Raw genomic sequence first — 16,383 nt, 5'->3', positions numbered from 1 at the left:
AATGCCTTGTCAGCACGGGGGCTTATGCGCCTGCTAGCGCCGTGGGCTCGCAAGAAGCCTCCCTTAACGGAAGGGTATGGACGTGAAACTCATCATCGCAGCAATCAAGCCGTTCAAGCTGGAGGAGGTGCGCGAAGCGCTCACGTCCATTGGCGTTCGTGGCATGATGGTGACCGAGATCAAGGGCTTCGGGTCGCAATCGGGTCATACCGAGATCTACCGGGGCGCCGAATATGCCGTGAACTTCGTCCCGAAGATCAAGCTGGAGATCGTCGTAAGCGACTTGCTGGCCGATCAGGTGGTCGAGACAATTCAGAAAACCGCGCGAACCGACAAGATCGGCGACGGCAAGATCTTCGTTCTCGACGTGGCCCAGGCTGTCCGGGTGCGGACGGGCGAAATCAACGACGACGCGCTGTAACGCGGACGGGACAGAAAGGTATTCGCAAATGAAATCGAGGAACATTCTCTGGGGGGGGGCAGCGACCGCGCTGACGGCGCTCGCGCCGGCCCTTGCCTGGGCGCAGGATGCCACGGCACCCGCCGTAGAGACGGTGGTGGAGGCAGCCGGTCCGACGATGGACAAGGGCGACGTGGCGTGGATGCTCGTTTCGACCATCCTCGTGCTGTTCATGATCCTGCCCGGTCTCGCACTGTTCTACGGCGGTCTCGTGCGCACGAAGAACATGCTCTCCGTGCTCATGCAATGTACGCTCATCACCGCGATGGTGATCGTGATCTGGGTCGTTTACGGCTATTCCATGGCTTTCGGCGGCTCCACCAGCCCCTACTGGGGTGGTCTGGCGAAGATGTTCCTCTCCGGTGTGAACATGGACAGCATGGCCGCGACATTCTCGGATGACTACGTGATCCCGGAATACGTGTTCATCTGCTTCCAGATGACTTTCGCCTGCATCACGCCCGCGCTGATCGTGGGGTCCTTCGCCGAGCGGATCAAGTTCTCCGGGCTCATGCTTTTCATCCTGCTCTGGGTCACGGTCGTCTATTTCCCGATCGCCCACATGGTCTGGGATTCGGCAGGTATGATCTACAACTGGGGTGCGCTTGACTTCGCGGGTGGCACGGTCGTTCACATCAACGCCGGTATCGCGGCTCTCGTCGGCGCACTGGTGATCGGTCCGCGCATCGGCTACGGCAAGGACATGATGGCGCCGCATTCGATGACGCTCACCATGGTCGGCGCCTCCATCCTGTGGGTCGGCTGGTTCGGTTTCAACGCCGGCTCCAACCTCGAGGCGAACGGTGGCGCGGCGCTGGCGATGATCAACACCTTCACGGCAACGGCCGGTGCAATCCTTGCCTGGTGCATCGTCGAAGGGCTGGCCCGTGGCAAAGCCTCCATGCTGGGCGCGGCTTCCGGCCTGGTGGCGGGTCTGGTCGCCGTCACTCCCGCGGCGGGCATCATCGGCCCGATCGGCGCCATCGTGTTGGGCGCGATTGCCTCGGTGGTCTGCTACTTCTTCGTCGCGGTCATCAAGATCAAGTTCGGTTATGACGACAGCCTGGATGTTTTCGGCATTCACGGCGTGGGCGGTATCGTGGGTGCTATCGGTACCGGCATCTTTGCCTCCTCCTCGCTTGGCGGTATCGGATATGCCGAAGGGGTGACGATGGGTGCGCAGGTCTGGGTTCAGATCAAAGCGGTTCTCGTGACAATCGTATGGTGTGGCGTCGCGTCCTTCATACTCCTCAAGATCGTGGACATGATCGTGGGCCTGCGCGTCACGGCGGATGCGGAACGTCAGGGCCTCGACCTGACCTCGCACGGCGAAAGCGCGTACCACTACTGATCGCCATCTGCCGCGAAATCATGCAGACGGGCGGGGGAAACCCCGCCCGTTCGGCTTTTGGCGGATCGGGCGCGGGCAGCCTTCGCCAAGCCCCTTGTCAGAGGCACCCGCCTCGGGCTAGAGCGGGCCTGTCAGGATCGGGAGAACCGGTGAAATCCCGGTGCCGAAGGAGCAACCGCCCCGGTAAACTCTCAGGCGAACGGACCGTTCTGGCAAAAGACTCTGGAGAGAGGCGCAGCTGCGTCCGCCGAAGGGATAACGATCTCAGGCGCAAGGGACAGAGGGGGCACCTACGGGCGGGGGTAATCCGTTCCAGGGTGCCGGGTCTTTCCGGCGAGACGGGGAGACTGCGATGACCGGGCTGAAGCAAACGGTCCTTCACGATCTGCATCTGCGCCTCGGCGCAAAGATGGTGCCCTTCGCGGGCTACGACATGCCAGTGCAGTATCCTGCCGGCGTGATGAAGGAACACCTCCATACGCGCGAGGCCGCGGGCCTGTTCGACGTCAGTCATATGGGGCAGGTGATTCTGCGCGGTGACGGTGCGGCGGAGGCGCTGGAGACGCTGGTTCCCGTCGACATCCTCGGGCTCAAGGAAGGGCGGCAGCGCTACGCGCTTTTTACGAACAATGACGGCGGGATTCTGGACGATCTGATGGTCGCGAACCGGGGCGACCATCTGTTCGTCGTGGTGAACGCCGCCTGCAAGGACGACGACATCGCCCATATGCAGCGTGCCCTCGGTGGCCGCCTGACGGTGGAGCCTCTGGTGGATCGCGCGCTGCTCGCCCTGCAGGGGCCGCAGGCGGAGGCCGCGCTCGCCAGGCTGGTTCCCGGCGTGACGGACATGCGCTTCATGGATGTCGCCACCCATGCATGGGAGGGGGTGGATCTGTGGATCTCCCGCTCCGGCTATACGGGTGAGGACGGGTTCGAGATCTCCGTGCCGGAGGCGAAGGCCGTGGCACTGGCGGAGGCCCTTCTCGCCATGGAGGAGGTGTTGCCCATCGGTCTCGGTGCCCGGGACAGCCTGCGCCTGGAGGCGGGTCTGTGCCTTTACGGGCATGACATCGACACAACGACGACGCCCGTGGAGGGCGCGCTGGAATGGGCGATGCAAAAGGTGCGCCGCACGGGAGGCGCCCGCGCGGGCGGCTTCCCCGGCGCGCCGCGTATTCTTGAAGAGCTGGAAGCCGGCGCCGCCCGGCGTCGCGTCGGACTTCTGCCGGAGGGGCGCGCGCCCATGCGGGAGGGCACGGCCCTTTATGCAGCCGAAACGGGCGGTGATCCCGTGGGGGAAGTCACCTCGGGCGGTTTCGGGCCGAGTATCGCGCGACCGATGTCGATGGGCTATCTTCCCATGGAACTCTCCGCCTCCGGCACGACTGTCTGGGGCGAGGTGCGGGGCCGGCGTCTGGCCGCTACCGTCACCGACATGCCTTTCCGTCCCGCCACTTACAAACGCTAGCGAGGGAAAATGAGCGTCGCCAACGGAACGATCCGGTTTACGGAAGAACATGAATGGCTCCGCGTCGAGGGTGACCTCGTCGTGGTCGGAATCACGGACTATGCCGCCGAGCAACTGGGCGACGTGGTCTTCGTGGAACTGCCGGAGCCAGGCACCATGGTCGCACAGAGCGATGAGATCGTGGTGATCGAGAGCGTGAAGGCCGCCTCCGACATCCTCGCCCCCCTGGAGGGCGAGATCGTGGAGGTGAACACCGTGCTCTCCGAGAATCCCGCCCTCGTCAACGAGGACGCGCAGGGAGAGGCGTGGTTCTTCAAGATGAAGCTCGATTCGATCGACCTCATCGAAGACTTCATGGATGAGGATGCCTACAAGGACTTCATCTCGTGACCGTCCTGCGGATCGTGCCGAATTTGCCTTCGGCGGATCCGCAGCGCCTCGCCGCCTTCTATCAGGTGGTGTTCGGGCTTCAGCCGGTGATGGATCACGGTTTCATCGTCACCCTTGCGGGGGACGCGTCCACCACCCAGATGAGCCTCGCCTCCGAGGGCGGCAGCGGCACCTCGCTTCCCGCCCTCTCCATCGAGGTCGATGATCTCGACAGCGTGCTGGACCGTGCGACATCGCAGGGCGCAGCCATCGAATACGGTCCCATGGTCGAGCCATGGGGCGTCCGCCGGTTCTTTCTTCGCGACCCGGCGGGCAATCTCGTCAATGTTCTGAGCCATGCCTGACGCCCGGGAGTGGGAGCCATGACCTACAAGCGCACCGATTACGACCCCTATGACTTTGCCAACCGGCGCCATATCGGGCCTTCGCCCGCCGAGATGAAGGATATGCTGGCCGCTGTCGGTGTCGCGTCGCTGGACGAGCTGATCGACCAGACGATACCCGCCTCCATCCGGCAGTCGGAGCCGCTCGACTGGGCGCCTCTGGCGGAGCACAAGCTTCTCCAGAAGCTTAGCGATGTCGCCGCAAGGAACCGCGTGATGGTCAGCCTGATCGGACAGGGCTACTACGGCACGGTGACGCCGCCGGCGATCCAGCGGAACATCCTTGAAAACCCCGCGTGGTACACCGCCTACACACCCTACCAGCCGGAGATCGCGCAAGGGCGGCTGGAGGCGCTGCTGAATTTCCAGACGATGGTGTCGGACCTGACCGGGCTGCCGGTGGCCAATGCCTCGCTGCTCGACGAGGCAACCGCCGCCGCCGAAGCCATGACGATGGCCCAGCGGAGCGCGAAGTCCAAGGCCACGGCCTTCTTCGTCGATGAGAACCTGCACCCGCAGACCCTCGCGGTCATCGAGACGCGGGCCGCCCCCCTCGGTATCGAGATCGTCAGGGGCGCGCCGGAGACGCTGGACCCGGCATCGGTGTTCGGCGCGATCTTCCAGTATCCCGGTACCCATGGCGATGTGCGGGATTTCACCGACCTGATCGCCGCGCTGCATGACGCCAAGGCGCTGGCCGTGGTGGCGACCGACCTGCTCGCGCTGACCATGCTGAAGGAGCCGGGAGCAATGGGCGCGGATATCGCGGTCGGCTCCGCCCAGCGGTTCGGCGTGCCGATGGGCTATGGTGGCCCCCATGCCGCGTTCATGTCCTGCCGGGACGAGTTCAAGCGCAACATGCCGGGCAGAATCGTCGGTGTCTCTGTCGATGCGCGCGGCAACCGGGCCTACCGGCTCGCGCTTCAGACGCGTGAGCAGCATATCCGGCGGGAGAAGGCGACCTCCAACGTCTGCACGGCGCAGGCGCTGCTGGCGGTGATGGCGTCTTTCTACGCGGTGTTCCACGGCCCGAAGGGTCTGCGCGCCATCGCCGAGCGCATCCACTTCCGCACCGTCCGGCTTGCGGCGGCGCTGAGGGCGGCGGGCCTTCCGGTGCGCCCGGAGGCATTCTTCGACACGATCACGGTCGAGGTCGGCGTGGGGCAGGCGGGCATTCTCGCCGCCGCGCGCGAGCAGGGTATCAACCTGCGCAAGGTGGGGACCGACCGTGTCGGCATCTCCATGGACGAGATCGCCGATGAGGAGGTGCTGGGCCGCCTGCTGAAAGCCTTCGGTGTCGAGGGCGACGCGCCCGAGGCCGCCGGTATCGGCTTTCCCGACGCGCTGATCCGCCGCTCCGACTATCTCACCCATCCGGTGTTCCAGATGAACCGGGCGGAATCCGAGATGATGCGTTACATGCGCCGCCTGTCGGACAGGGACCTGGCGCTGGACAGGGCGATGATCCCGCTCGGCTCCTGCACGATGAAGCTGAACGCGGCGGCGGAGATGATGCCTATCACCTGGCCCGCCTTCAACACGCTGCACCCCTTCGCGCCCACCGATCAGGCAGAGGGTTATGCGGAGGTAGTGGCCGACCTGTCGCAGAAACTCTGCACGATCACCGGCTATGACGCCTTCTCCATGCAGCCGAACTCCGGCGCGCAGGGGGAATACGCCGGGCTGCTGACCATCGCCGCCTATCACCGGTCGCGGGGGGAGGGGCATCGCAACATCTGCCTGATCCCGGTCTCCGCCCATGGTACCAACCCGGCCTCGGCGCAGATGGTGGGCATGAAGGTCGTGCCGGTGAAGGCGATGCTGGACGGCGACATCGACGTGGAGGATTTCCGCGCGAAAGCCGCAGCGGCGGGCGGAAACCTTGCCGCGGTCATGATCACCTACCCCTCCACCCACGGCGTTTTCGAGGAGGCGGTGCGCGAGATCTGCGCCATCACCCACGAGCACGGCGGACAGGTCTATATCGACGGCGCCAACATGAACGCCATGGTGGGCCTCGTGAAGCCGGGCGAGATCGGGGGCGACGTGAGCCACCTGAACCTGCACAAGACCTTTGCCATTCCGCATGGCGGCGGTGGCCCGGGCATGGGACCGATCGGCGTCAAGGCGCATCTCGCGCCCTTCCTGCCCACGGATCCGCAGACGGGAGAGGAGGGGGCGGTCTCCGCCGCGCCCTTTGGCTCGGCCTCCATCCTGCTCATCTCCTGGGCCTACTGCCTGCTGATGGGTGGGGCAGGGCTGACGCAGGCGACCCGCGTGGCGATCCTGAACGCCAACTACATCGCCGCGCGGCTGAAAGGGGCTTATGAGGTTCTCTACAAAGGCCGCGCGGGCCGGGTGGCGCATGAGTGCATCCTTGATACCCGCCCGTTCGCGGAAGCGGGCGTCACGGTGGACGACATTGCCAAGAGGCTGATCGACAATGGCTTCCACGCCCCGACGATGTCGTTCCCCGTGCCCGGAACGCTCATGGTAGAGCCGACCGAATCGGAGACACAGGCGGAGCTGGACCGGTTCATCGCAGCGCTGTTGGCCATCCGCGAGGAAATCGCCGCAGTGGAGCGCGGAGAGCTGCTGGCCGCAGAAAGCCCTCTCCGCTTCGCGCCGCATACGGTGAATGACCTCGTGGCCGAATGGGATCGGAAATACCCGCGGGAGCAGGGTTGTTTTCCGCCCGGTTCTTTCCGCGAGGACAAATACTGGCCACCCGTGGGACGGGTGGACAACGTCTGGGGCGACCGCAATCTGATCTGCATCTGCCCGCCAATGGAGGCTTACGCCGAAGCGGCTGAATGACGGAGCCCGTTTGAAGGAGTCGGACTGACGGGGGCATCGAGCCCCCGCCAGTCCGGCTGCCGCGGCGAACGTCGATCGGTGCTGAAAATCCGCAGCGCTCGCTTGACACTCCCTCTCACATGGTCCAAAAGCCACCACGGTGAGGGGCAGTAGCTCAGTTGGGAGAGCGCGTCGTTCGCAATGACGAGGTCAGGGGTTCGATCCCCCTCTGCTCCACCAGGTACCCCCCCAAGAGTGCTATCCTGAGTTTGCCGCGTGACATGTCCTGCACGGTTTAATGCCCGCATGTCTGTGAAGGCGCTCGACTTTGCGGTGGTTTCCAAAACCGCGGTGCCCGCGCGCAGCGGCGATAGTGCCGCGCGCGGGTGTTGGATCAATCCGCTGCGAGGCGTTGGAGATAGGCACCGTAGGCGTTCTTGGAGAAGCGTTTGGCCTGCGCGAGCAATTGGTCGCGTGTGATCCAGCCAGCGGCATAGGCGATCTCCTCGGGACAGCCGCTTTGCAGCCCCTGCCGCTCCTCCAGGGTCCGTACGTAGTTGCCCGCGTCCAGAAGGCTTGCATGCGTGCCGGTGTCGAGCCAGGCGAAGCCGCGGCCCATGAGTTCGACCGACAGCAGGTCGTCGCCGAGGTAGCTTTCCAGCAGCGTCGTGATTTCGAGCTCTCCACGTTCCGAGGGTTTGACGTCGCGCGCCCGCGCAGAGGCGGTGCCGTCAAGGAAGTAGAGCCCGGTGACCGCGTAGGAGGACGGCGGGACCTTCGGCTTTTCGATGATCTGGGTAACGCGGCCGCCTTCGCCGAAGCCGACAACGCCATACCGCTCCGGATCGGCGACGCGGTAGCCGAAGACGGTGCCGCCCTTCTCCTTCTCATCGGCAGATCTGAGCAACTCCTGCAGACCCGCACCGTGAAAGATGTTGTCGCCCAGCACCATCGCCGAGGGGGCTCCGGCCAGGAACGCCTCCGCCAGCAGATAGGCTTGCGCCAGCCCGTCCGGGGAAGGCTGGACGATCCACTCGAGGCTCACGCCCCATTGCGAGCCATCGCCCAGAAGCCGCTGAAATTGGGCCTGATCGTCCGGCGTGGTGATGATCGCGATCTCGCGTATCCCGGCCAGCATCAGGCAGGTGAGCGGATAGTAGATCATCGGCTTGTCATAGACCGGCATGAGCTGCTTCGACACCCCGATGGTGATCGGGTAAAGCCGTGTGCCGGAGCCGCCCGCCAGAACGATACCCTTGCGTGCCGTCATCTCAGGTCTCCAGTTGCTTGAGAACAGCCGCCAGTCCCTGCCGCCAGTCTGGCCGCGGGATGCCGAAAGCGGCCGTGAGGGAGGAACAGTCCAGCCGCGAATTGGCCGGCCGTCGCGCCGGTGTCGGATAGGCGGAGGTCGGGATATCCCCCACGTCCACTTTTAGGCCGGCCTGCGCGAAGATCTCGCGCGCGAAGTCGGCCCAGCTCACATCCGGCGCACCGGAGAAGTGATAGGTGCCGCTTTTTGACGGATCGGCGATCAGCCCACGGGCCATGACGATCAGCGCATCGGCAATGTCGGCAGCAGGTGTCGGCCCGCCGATCTGGTCCGCCACGACGGTCAGCCGCTCCCGCTCGCGCCCGAGGCGCAGCATGGTCTTGACGAAATTCGCCCCATGGGCCGAGAAAACCCATGAGGTCCGCAGGATTGCAGAGGTGCCGCCCGCGTCGCGGACGCCCTCCTCCCCCTCCAGTTTCGTGCGTCCATAGACGCCAAGCGGTCCTGTCGGATCGTCGGGTTTCCAGGCTGTCGTTCCGTCGCCCGCAAATACATAATCGGTCGAGACGTGCAGAAACGGCAGCCCGCGCCCGGCTGCGGCATGGGCCATGGCGGCCGGAGCGGCGGCATTGACGAGCCGGGCCATCTCCTCCTCCGTCTCGGCCTTGTCCACTGCGGTATAGGCGGCGGCGTTGATGACGGCATCGGCCTCCGCCTCCCGGATTGCGCGAGCCGCGCTCTCCGGGTCGGTCAGATCAACCTTGTCGCGGGGCAGGGCGGTGACCTCCAGGGCGGCGCCCGCGCGGTTCTGCAACTCGGTGGCGAGCTGGCCGCTCCTGCCGATGACCAGAAGCCTCACGCCTTGGTCCCCAGCCGCTGACCGACGCCCGCGCGATCCTGCAGGGCCTGCCACCATGGCTTGTTGTCGAGATACCACTGCACCGTCTTCTCCAGCCCCTGCTCCAGCGTGACGGAAGGACGCCAGCCCAGTTCCTCGCGGATGCGCGAAGGATCGATGGCGTAGCGCAGGTCATGGCCGGGACGGTCGCTCACAAAGGTGATGAGCTGTTCATGTGGAGCGCCTTCGGGATGCTTCTCGTCGAGAATGCGGCAGATCATGCGCACAAGGTCGATGTTCTTCGCCTCATTCTCGCCGCCGATATTGTAGCTGCGCCCGATTTCGCCCTTCTGAACCACAAGAAGCAGCGCATCGGCATGGTCTTCCACATAGAGCCAGTCGCGGACATTCTCCCCCTTGCCGTAGACCGGGATCGGTTCTCCCGCCAAGGCCTTGAGGATGACGACCGGTATCAGTTTCTCCGGGAAGTGGAAGGGCCCGTAATTGTTGGAGCAGTTCGTCATCACCACGGGCAGGCCATAGGTTTCGTGCCAGGCCCGAACCAGGTGGTCGGAGCCGGCCTTGGACGCCGAGTAGGGACTGTTCGGGGCATAGGGCGTGTCTTCGGTGAACTTGCCGGTATCCCCCAGGGTGCCGAAGACCTCGTCGGTGGAGATGTGGTGAAAGCGGAAGCTCTCGGGGCGCCCCTTGTTCGTCCAGTGGGCCCGCGCGGCTTCCAGCATGTTGAACGTGCCGGTGACGTTGGTTTCGATGAAGTCCTTTGGCCCGTCGATGGAGCGATCCACATGGCTTTCGGCGGCGAGATGCATCACCACATCCGGGTCATGCGCGGCGAAGATGCGGTCGAGCGCCTCCCGGTCGCGTATGTCGGCCTGCTCGAAGGTATAGAGGTTGGAACCCGACACGCCGGCCACGTTGTCAAGGCAGGCGGCATAGGTCAGCGCGTCGAGATTAACGACCTCATGGCCCTGCGCCACGGCCCGGCGCACCACGGCCGATCCGATGAAGCCGGCTCCGCCGGTCACCAAAATCTTCATCGATTTCACTCCGTATAGGGGAACGGGCTGTCGAAATCGGCAAAGGCGGGCGCCGCCGCGTCCTTGGCCGAAAGCACGGCATCATCCGGGGAAATTCCCCAATCGATGCCGATGTCGGAATCGTCGAACCGTACCGCGCCATCGCACTCAGGCGCGTAGTAGTCCGAGCATTTGTAGAACACGAGCGTATCCGGCTCCCGCGTGACGAAACCATGCAGGAAGCCTGCCGGGATCAGGAGCTGACGACCATCCTCGGCCGAAAGCTCCACTCCCACCCATTTCCCGTAATGCGGTGAACCCTTGCGGACATCCACCGCAACGTCAAGGATCCGGCCCTGAAGCACGCGGACCAGCTTCGCCTGCGCATGGGGCGGACGCTGGAAATGCAGGCCGCGGACGGTCCCGACCTGGCGTGAGAGGGACTGGTTGTCCTGCACGAAGGGGGTGGAGATCCCCAGATCGGACAGGGCCTTGAGGTTGTATGTCTCGGAAAAATAACCGCGGTCGTCGCCAAATCGCTTGGGTGTGATGATTACGACCCCGGGGAGGGTCGTCTCCTCGATCTGCATCCCTGCTCCGTTCCTTTTCACGTCTCCCCGCTTCATGCCTAGCAAGTCGCGGCAGGTCTGTCACCGGCCAAGACGCGCCAGAACGGGCCAAGCTCATTTCCTGGCAGCGGGAACCATCGTTCCAGATCGCATGAAAAAGGGCAAACGCCGGAGCGCCTGCCCTTTCCCGCTTACGTTTGCACGAAAGCTCAGTTCGTGGTGGTCGTGGTGCCGCGGCGGCTGTCGCTGCTGTCGTCCGCGATCAGAGCGACGACGGCAACGGCGGCTGCGATGGCGGCGATGGTGCCGACGCCACCCATGCTGCCGGTCTCACCGACGACGACGACGGGCTCCGGCTCCGGGATCGGCGCAGCAACGGAACCGGCGAAGCTTGCGACGGTGCTGGACAGCAGGATCGCACCGGCCGCAAGTGCGGAAACAGTCGATTTCATCATTTTCTACCTCTTGGGTCGGCTAGCGTGGAATTCACGACCAGAAGATAGCATGGCCGACAGAATTTCCAAATGCAATCAATCCTTGAGCTGACGAAGCTCGACCCACCCGAGATAGGGCGAGACCCACTGCCGCGAGCCGCGTATCACGCCGGAATCATCAATCCAATAAGCATTTTCCACCGAAATGTCTTCGCTCCTGCAGCGTTCGATGACATGGCGAGTGGCGAAACTCCGCTCTGCCACGACAAGATTCTCCTGCCCGATGTTGCTAAGATCACACAGGAAGGAGCGAGCGTAGGGCTGATTATCCCCGTCGATGTAGAACATGCGGCGCTGGTGCTGGCCGGTGCCTGCGGAAATGACGGTGCGGGACGGCACTTCCGCGGACATCAGGTCCGCTCCGGCGAGCCCCCGAGTCGCGACGAGAACGCCATCCCGGAAAGCGAGCGTGGAGCCATCGCCGGATACGTAGGTGTCTACCCCCGCATTGCGACCGGCGAGAGCGAGGAGCGCGTTGCCCTCCGTCCGCTCGACATGGGCGGAGATGAGAGGCGTCTTCTGTTGCGCGAGCATTGCCTGCGTGACCCGGGGCATGGGTGTGGGCTGGGCACGGTCGCCCCCGCCCATGACCACGTCGCGAAGCAGGGTGCGTGAATCCTGAAGATCGCCGCAGCCCGCCAGCGTCATGAGCGCAAGCCCGATAGTGGCGACGAGCGCCTTTCGCATCAGCGCCATACCTTGCCCCATTGCTGTTCGAGCCGATCCTCATGCATGCCGCGCACCGTATCATAAAGCCGGCCCGTCACGCCGAGACGTGCTCCGCCATCGCGGTTTATCGGGCGGATGGCAGTGGAGTAGGCCTGCTGCGTGGGCTGGCCGAGCATCCAGGAGATCGGAATGGTGAGTGTGATGCCCTTGTCGAACGATCCCTCGCCGAAATCCTCCGAGGAGACGTTGGTGAACGTGGCGAAGGCCCCGACGCGCCAGCCGTTCGCGAATTCCCGTTCCAGCGTCAATGTCGTGCCCCAGTCGCCGGCAAGATAACGGCCCACGTCGATTTCGGCGCGGTATCCGCTGCCGATATCGTAATAGGCCGAGACATGGCCGGTCACGACATCATAGTCCTGAAAGCCGAAATAGCCGTCGAAGTCGCGCTGCTTGACCCAGTTCAGCTCCGCGCCGAATGCCAGTCGGCTCCCGACGGGCGCCCAGAGCGCCTCTGTCGAAATGCCGCCGAACATCTGCTCCAGATAGCCGAAGGTGACACGGGTATAGATCTCCTCGGCCGGATGGCGGTACCAGGCCATCTGCAACCGCTCGATGCGGGGATCGCCGTATTTGTCATATTCCGCCTGATCGGAGCGCACATGCGGCAGGCGCGAGTTCGACTCGCGCTTCACGCTGTCCAGATTGCCGATGATCCGCTTGGAGACAGCGCCTGAAAACGTCAGGCCGGGCAGGAGGTCGTATTCTGCTGCCAGCAAAGCGTTCAGATCGGCCCGCACCGGCTGATCGGGGTCGAACCAGCTGAACACCGCGTTCGGGCCAAGCGACCAGCGGAACTTGGGATACAACCCTTCGCCCCAGACGGTGCCTTCCGCCACGGTATCGGTGGTCTCACCGATTATGGTCCGCGCGAGAAGGCGGTTGGAGCCGTCGGGCGCATTCTCCAGCGCCTCGATATCGCTTCGCTTGAAGGTGACGCGCGCGGCAGGGATACCACGGTTGACCGGCTCGATCTCGAACGTCTCGATGGAGGCCGGGAGGGTGCGGGTCATCGCGCGGGCGGCGCGACCGATGGCCTGCGGTTCCTGATCGAACTTGTTGTTGCGCAACCGGAGGCGCGCCGTCTCCGCCGTGACGGAGAGCGCCTCTACATGCATGCCGTCCGCGGCCAGAACCGTCTCAAGCCGGTCTCTCAGCGTCACGGCGGCTTCCGGGTTCTGTACCCATTCTCGGCTCCACGCCTCCGGGCGGGAGACGGGATCGGGGCGCGCCACCACCGGCAGCGGAGCGGGTTCGGTCGTATTGCGGTTCGGCGGGTTCTTCGGATTGAGCGCGAGCTGGAAGGTCAGGCCGAACTCGCTGCCATACATGTAGTAGGCGCCCAGCCGGATATTCTCGCTTGCCTGATATTCGGCGCCGAAGTTCCAGTCCGACTTGCGGTCGAAGACACCGCTCTGCTCCGACTCCAGCACATAGGCATCGGAGGAATACTCGACCTTGAAGCCTAGCCTGTCGTTGGCCTGCCACTCCACCCCCGCGAAGGGTGACATCGGCCCCCGGAACCAGCGATCCGGTTCGAACTTGCCGCCTGTGCCGCTGAATCCGCCGGGCCGGTCGCCGAAGGGTGAGCCGAGGTCATGCTCCGTGCCTAGCCGGCCCCAGCCCAGACCACCCGTGACCTTTAGGCCGGGAATGACGGTCTTGGTCAGCGCGACATATTCCCCCGAGAACACCCCAGTTCCCGCGAGATCCTGAAGCCCGATGGTCAGCGAGGGCCAGTAGCCCTGCTCTCTCAGGGGCGTCAGCCGCAGGTCGAAGCTCCGGTCGTAGAAGGTGTCGTAGCCCGCGTAGTTGAAATCCCGCGTCTCGCTGTAGCGGAAGGACGCGCCCAGCCACGGCAGGAACTGAAAGCTCAGCGTGCCACGCGTGATGCCGGAGAAATGCCCGATGCCGAGCGTGAACTCCCCATCCGGCATGGCCTCGCCCGTGGGCATGTCGATAAGCCCGGCGACGCCGTTCATGTTCATCGTGGGGGAGGGTGTGAGCGCGGGCGAGGGCAGGAGGGTCTCGGCGGAAAGCGGCGCGGCCACGGCGCAAAGCGCGAGGACAGAGGCCACGGCGCGCCTGGGGCGCCTGTCTCGTCTAAAGGGTGGTGTCATCTGTCCCCGGCCTGTTATCGCGGTGTGTCCGCCTGCTCTTTGATTGCGACAAGGCTATCCGCAGTCACCGCCAGTCACAATAGCGGGACCGAGGAAACCCGGCTTGGGTGGCAACTCGGTGCCGTTTCCGCGCGAAGTATCAGAGACGGAAGTCGTCGGTCGCGCTGATCAGTTCCGCGGCGATGCCCGGTTCGGAGAGCGCATGGCCCGCCAAGGGGATCATTCGCAGTTCCGCGCGCGGGAGGCGCTCTGCCAGCCGCCAAGCGGAGACAGGCGGACATACCATGTCGTACCGACCCTGCACGATCCGGGCAGGGATGTGGGCAATGCTTGCCGCCCGGGAGACGATCTGATCGTCCTGTTCCAGAAAGCCGCGATGGATGAAATAGTGGTTCTCCAGTCGAGAGAAGGCACGAACGTAGTCCGCTGGCCCGTCACCCATCACCGCGGGGTGGTCGATGCTTGCCAGAGCATTCTCCCACCCGGCCCAGAGCCGGCCATAGGCCACCTCCTCCTGCAGGTTTCCGCTGAACAGGCGCCGGTGATAGGCCGCGATCAGGTCATCCCGTTCGCTCGCCGGAACGGCATTGGCGAAACGCTGCCACAGATCGGGGAAGAACCGACCCGCTCCACCGCCATAGAACCACGCCAGCTCCGCCTGGGTCATCAGGAACACGCCGCGCAGCACCAGCGCGTTCACCCGCTCGGGATGGGCCTGCGCATAAAGGAGAGCGAGTGTCGCGCCCCAGCTTCCGCCGAAGGCCATCCAGGTGTCGATATCCAGTGTTTTGCGGATGCGCTCTATATCGCCGATCAGATGCTGTGTCGTGTTCGCCTCCACGCTGGCATAGGGGCGTGAGCGCCCGCAGCCCCGCTGATCGAACAGCACGATGCGATAGACCTGCGGATCGAAGAAACGGCGCATCATGGGGCTGCAGCCGCCGCCGGGACCGCCGTGGAGCACGATCACGGGCTGACCCGCAGGGTTCCCGCATTGCTCCATATACACGACATGGCCGTCGCCCATCTCGATCATGCGCTGGTCGAATGGGTCGGTCGGAGGGTAAAGCGTCGCCGGGGGGCGTTTCGGGGATGCGGTCCTGTCCATGAGGGTACTATATAACCGTCAGGCGGGCGCTGCCTATTCCGATTGCGCGAAAGGACAGGGGATGACGACGGAGTCCACAGTCGATGCCACCGAAGTCGCCAAATTCGAAGCCATGGCTGCTGAATGGTGGGATCCTGATGGTAAGTTCAAACCGCTTCACGGAATGAACCCCTGCCGACTCGACTATATTTGTGCCCAGGTCGCGGCGGAATTCGGACGCGACAGGAACGGGTCGCGCCCTTTCGCGGGGCTGAGGCTTCTGGATATCGGCTGCGGTGGCGGGCTTCTGTCCGAACCGATGGCGCGGCTCGGCGCCGATGTGGTGGGCGCGGACGCAGCAGCGGGCAACATTCCGGTCGCACGGGTGCATGCCGCGCAGCAGGGACTCCCCATCGACTACCGTCATACCACGGCGGAAGCGCTCGCTGCAGAGGGGGAGCGCTTCGATGTCGTTCTCAACATGGAGGTGATCGAACATGTCGCCGATCCCCTCGCCTATCTGACTGCCTGCCATGATCTTCTGAAACCCGGCGGGCTGATGATCTGCTCCACTCTGAACCGCACGGCAAAGAGCTTTGCGCTTGCCATCGTCGGCGCGGAATGGATTCTTCGGTGGTTGCCGAAGGGGACGCATGACTGGCGAAAATTCATCACGCCCCAAGAACTCGGCACACTGATCGCGACCGCCGGAATGACCCAGGTGGATCGCAAGGGGATGGTCTTTGATCCGCTGCGCCAGAAGTGGTCACTTTCTCCTGAGGATCTCTCCGTGAACTATGTCACGGCGAGCACGAGGCCGCTTTGAAACTGCCCGCGCGACAGATCGAGGCCACATCTCTGTCATCGCCAGACGGACACCGCCAAGACCGACGATCACACAATGGCCATGGAATCGAGCCGCATAGGATGGGAAAAGGGACATCGGGACAAGGAACCCGGGCACGCGCGGACATGCCGACGCCTCCGGGCCAATGACCGCGGGCACGGCTGACGTGGGCTGCAGCGACTCAGCTGCAGAACAGGTCGAATCCGCCAGTTGTATAGGAAACGGTTCAGCCCGCGAGGCGCATTATTCTTGATCTTCGCGCCCCGGAGTTCCCGATCGGAACCCTGCCTTCTGTCCCTGACCCTCAGGCAGCGCGTTTGCCGGTTTCCACGGGCCTTCCGGTAAAGGTCTTTTCGCCCACCCGAACAACGACCTTGCCGTTTTCGAGCATCTTTATGAACATTCCCTGCACGGAAATGCAGCTTCCGATAGTGATGGTGCGCAGCATGGCTTTCTCCTCCCAAAGCAAGACCATTGCGGTCCGTTAAGGATATCTCATGAACAGTCTTAAATCATCCCGCAAGATTAACTCCCGCGAATGTGTTGA

Annotated in this window: 16 protein-coding genes, 1 tRNA gene and 2 riboswitches; of the genes, 8 read left to right on the top strand and 9 right to left on the bottom strand. The window is 64.1% G+C overall.

Annotation, left to right across the window (positions count from 1 at the left end; genetic code table 11):
* The first annotated feature begins 82 nt into the window (after positions 1-82).
* The 7 genes from CG51_RS13160 to CG51_RS13130 all read left to right on the top strand — a co-directional run bounded on the left by CG51_RS13160 (position 83) and on the right by CG51_RS13130 (position 7,088).
* Positions 83-421, top strand: a complete 339-nt coding sequence (locus tag CG51_RS13160; RefSeq protein ID WP_035745781.1) for a P-II family nitrogen regulator — start codon at positions 83-85, stop codon at positions 419-421.
* A gap of 28 nt (positions 422-449) precedes the next feature.
* A complete protein-coding gene (locus tag CG51_RS13155; RefSeq protein WP_035745729.1) occupies positions 450-1,811 on the top strand; it encodes an ammonium transporter in 1,362 nt (453 codons plus the stop codon).
* Between the two features lie 128 nt (positions 1,812-1,939).
* Positions 1,940-2,028, top strand: a riboswitch (glycine riboswitch).
* Between the two features lie 3 nt (positions 2,029-2,031).
* Positions 2,032-2,094, top strand: a riboswitch (glycine riboswitch).
* Positions 2,095-2,163: 69 nt separating this feature from the next.
* Positions 2,164-3,279 carry a glycine cleavage system aminomethyltransferase GcvT gene (gene gcvT, locus CG51_RS13150; RefSeq protein WP_035745728.1) on the top strand — a complete coding sequence of 372 codons (1,116 nt, stop codon included), beginning with the start codon at positions 2,164-2,166 and terminating at the stop codon, positions 3,277-3,279.
* A 30-nt stretch (positions 3,280-3,309) separates the two neighbouring features.
* Positions 3,310-3,669: a glycine cleavage system protein GcvH gene (gcvH, locus tag CG51_RS13145; RefSeq protein ID WP_035745779.1), complete on the top strand. Its 360-nt coding sequence runs from the start codon at positions 3,310-3,312 to the stop codon at positions 3,667-3,669.
* Positions 3,666-4,013 (top strand): VOC family protein, encoded by a 348-nt coding sequence (locus tag CG51_RS13140; RefSeq protein ID WP_035745727.1) that lies wholly within the window; start codon positions 3,666-3,668, stop codon positions 4,011-4,013. Before gcvH ends, CG51_RS13140 begins: the two co-directional genes overlap by 4 nt.
* An 18-nt stretch (positions 4,014-4,031) precedes the next feature.
* On the top strand, positions 4,032-6,869 hold the full coding sequence (gene gcvP / locus CG51_RS13135) for an aminomethyl-transferring glycine dehydrogenase (RefSeq protein ID WP_035745726.1): 2,838 nt from the start codon (positions 4,032-4,034) through the stop codon (positions 6,867-6,869).
* Positions 6,870-7,012: 143 nt separating this feature from the next.
* Positions 7,013-7,088: transfer RNA gene (locus tag CG51_RS13130), tRNA-Ala, on the top strand.
* A 154-nt stretch (positions 7,089-7,242) separates the two neighbouring features.
* On the opposite strand, the gene rfbA is transcribed toward CG51_RS13130, so the two are convergent.
* The 8 genes from rfbA to pip all read right to left on the bottom strand — a co-directional run bounded on the left by rfbA (position 7,243) and on the right by pip (position 15,010).
* On the bottom strand, positions 7,243-8,118 hold the full coding sequence (gene rfbA / locus CG51_RS13125) for a glucose-1-phosphate thymidylyltransferase RfbA (protein WP_035745725.1): 876 nt from the start codon (positions 8,116-8,118) through the stop codon (positions 7,243-7,245).
* A gap of 1 nt (position 8,119) precedes the next feature.
* On the bottom strand, positions 8,120-8,977 hold the full coding sequence (rfbD, locus tag CG51_RS13120; protein WP_035745723.1) for a dTDP-4-dehydrorhamnose reductase: 858 nt from the start codon (positions 8,975-8,977) through the stop codon (positions 8,120-8,122).
* Positions 8,974-10,014 (bottom strand): dTDP-glucose 4,6-dehydratase, encoded by a 1,041-nt coding sequence (gene rfbB, locus CG51_RS13115; RefSeq protein WP_035745721.1) that lies wholly within the window; start codon positions 10,012-10,014, stop codon positions 8,974-8,976. Before rfbB ends, rfbD begins: the two co-directional genes overlap by 4 nt.
* A gap of 5 nt (positions 10,015-10,019) precedes the next feature.
* Positions 10,020-10,583 carry a dTDP-4-dehydrorhamnose 3,5-epimerase gene (gene rfbC / locus CG51_RS13110; protein WP_035745719.1) on the bottom strand — a complete coding sequence of 188 codons (564 nt, stop codon included), beginning with the start codon at positions 10,581-10,583 and terminating at the stop codon, positions 10,020-10,022.
* A 188-nt stretch (positions 10,584-10,771) separates the two neighbouring features.
* A complete protein-coding gene (locus CG51_RS13105) occupies positions 10,772-11,017 on the bottom strand; it encodes a hypothetical protein (protein WP_051930570.1) in 246 nt (81 codons plus the stop codon).
* Positions 11,018-11,092: 75 nt separating this feature from the next.
* Entirely contained in the window at positions 11,093-11,752 is a 660-nt protein-coding gene (locus CG51_RS13100) for a YjbF family lipoprotein (RefSeq protein WP_051930567.1), read from the bottom strand.
* Positions 11,743-13,860, bottom strand: coding sequence for a YjbH domain-containing protein (locus CG51_RS13095; RefSeq protein ID WP_035745717.1), 2,118 nt, complete (start codon positions 13,858-13,860; stop codon positions 11,743-11,745). Before CG51_RS13095 ends, CG51_RS13100 begins: the two co-directional genes overlap by 10 nt.
* A gap of 181 nt (positions 13,861-14,041) precedes the next feature.
* A complete protein-coding gene (gene pip, locus CG51_RS13090) occupies positions 14,042-15,010 on the bottom strand; it encodes a prolyl aminopeptidase (RefSeq protein WP_035745715.1) in 969 nt (322 codons plus the stop codon).
* Between the two features lie 61 nt (positions 15,011-15,071).
* On the opposite strand from pip, the gene ubiG reads away from it, so the two are divergent.
* A complete protein-coding gene (gene ubiG / locus CG51_RS13085) occupies positions 15,072-15,815 on the top strand; it encodes a bifunctional 2-polyprenyl-6-hydroxyphenol methylase/3-demethylubiquinol 3-O-methyltransferase UbiG (RefSeq protein WP_035745713.1) in 744 nt (247 codons plus the stop codon).
* A gap of 325 nt (positions 15,816-16,140) precedes the next feature.
* On the opposite strand, the gene CG51_RS20410 is transcribed toward ubiG, so the two are convergent.
* Complete coding sequence (locus CG51_RS20410; RefSeq protein WP_035745772.1) at positions 16,141-16,284, bottom strand: hypothetical protein; 144 nt, start codon at positions 16,282-16,284, stop codon at positions 16,141-16,143.
* Positions 16,285-16,383 lie beyond the last annotated feature (99 nt).

This window comes from Haematobacter missouriensis, assembly GCF_000740775.1.
GTDB classification, from domain to species: domain Bacteria; phylum Pseudomonadota; class Alphaproteobacteria; order Rhodobacterales; family Rhodobacteraceae; genus Haematobacter; species Haematobacter missouriensis.
This window is presented reverse-complemented; position numbering and strand designations above follow the sequence as displayed.

What these genes read in the sequence shown, in the direction of transcription:
- CG51_RS13155 (WP_035745729.1), top strand. Translation starts at nt 450, where the DNA reads ATGAAATCGAGGAACATTCTCTGGGGGGGGGCAGCGACCGCGCTGACG.
- gcvT (WP_035745728.1), top strand. Translation starts at nt 2,164, where the DNA reads ATGACCGGGCTGAAGCAAACGGTCCTTCACGATCTGCATCTGCGCCTC.
- gcvP (WP_035745726.1), top strand. Translation starts at nt 4,032, where the DNA reads ATGACCTACAAGCGCACCGATTACGACCCCTATGACTTTGCCAACCGG.
- rfbA (WP_035745725.1), bottom strand. Translation starts at nt 8,118, where the DNA reads ATGACGGCACGCAAGGGTATCGTTCTGGCGGGCGGCTCCGGCACACGG.
- rfbB (WP_035745721.1), bottom strand. Translation starts at nt 10,014, where the DNA reads ATGAAGATTTTGGTGACCGGCGGAGCCGGCTTCATCGGATCGGCCGTG.
- rfbC (WP_035745719.1), bottom strand. Translation starts at nt 10,583, where the DNA reads ATGCAGATCGAGGAGACGACCCTCCCCGGGGTCGTAATCATCACACCC.
- CG51_RS13105 (WP_051930570.1), bottom strand. Translation starts at nt 11,017, where the DNA reads ATGATGAAATCGACTGTTTCCGCACTTGCGGCCGGTGCGATCCTGCTG.
- CG51_RS13100 (WP_051930567.1), bottom strand. Translation starts at nt 11,752, where the DNA reads ATGGCGCTGATGCGAAAGGCGCTCGTCGCCACTATCGGGCTTGCGCTC.
- pip (WP_035745715.1), bottom strand. Translation starts at nt 15,010, where the DNA reads ATGGACAGGACCGCATCCCCGAAACGCCCCCCGGCGACGCTTTACCCT.
- ubiG (WP_035745713.1), top strand. Translation starts at nt 15,072, where the DNA reads ATGACGACGGAGTCCACAGTCGATGCCACCGAAGTCGCCAAATTCGAA.
- CG51_RS20410 (WP_035745772.1), bottom strand. Translation starts at nt 16,284, where the DNA reads ATGCTGCGCACCATCACTATCGGAAGCTGCATTTCCGTGCAGGGAATG.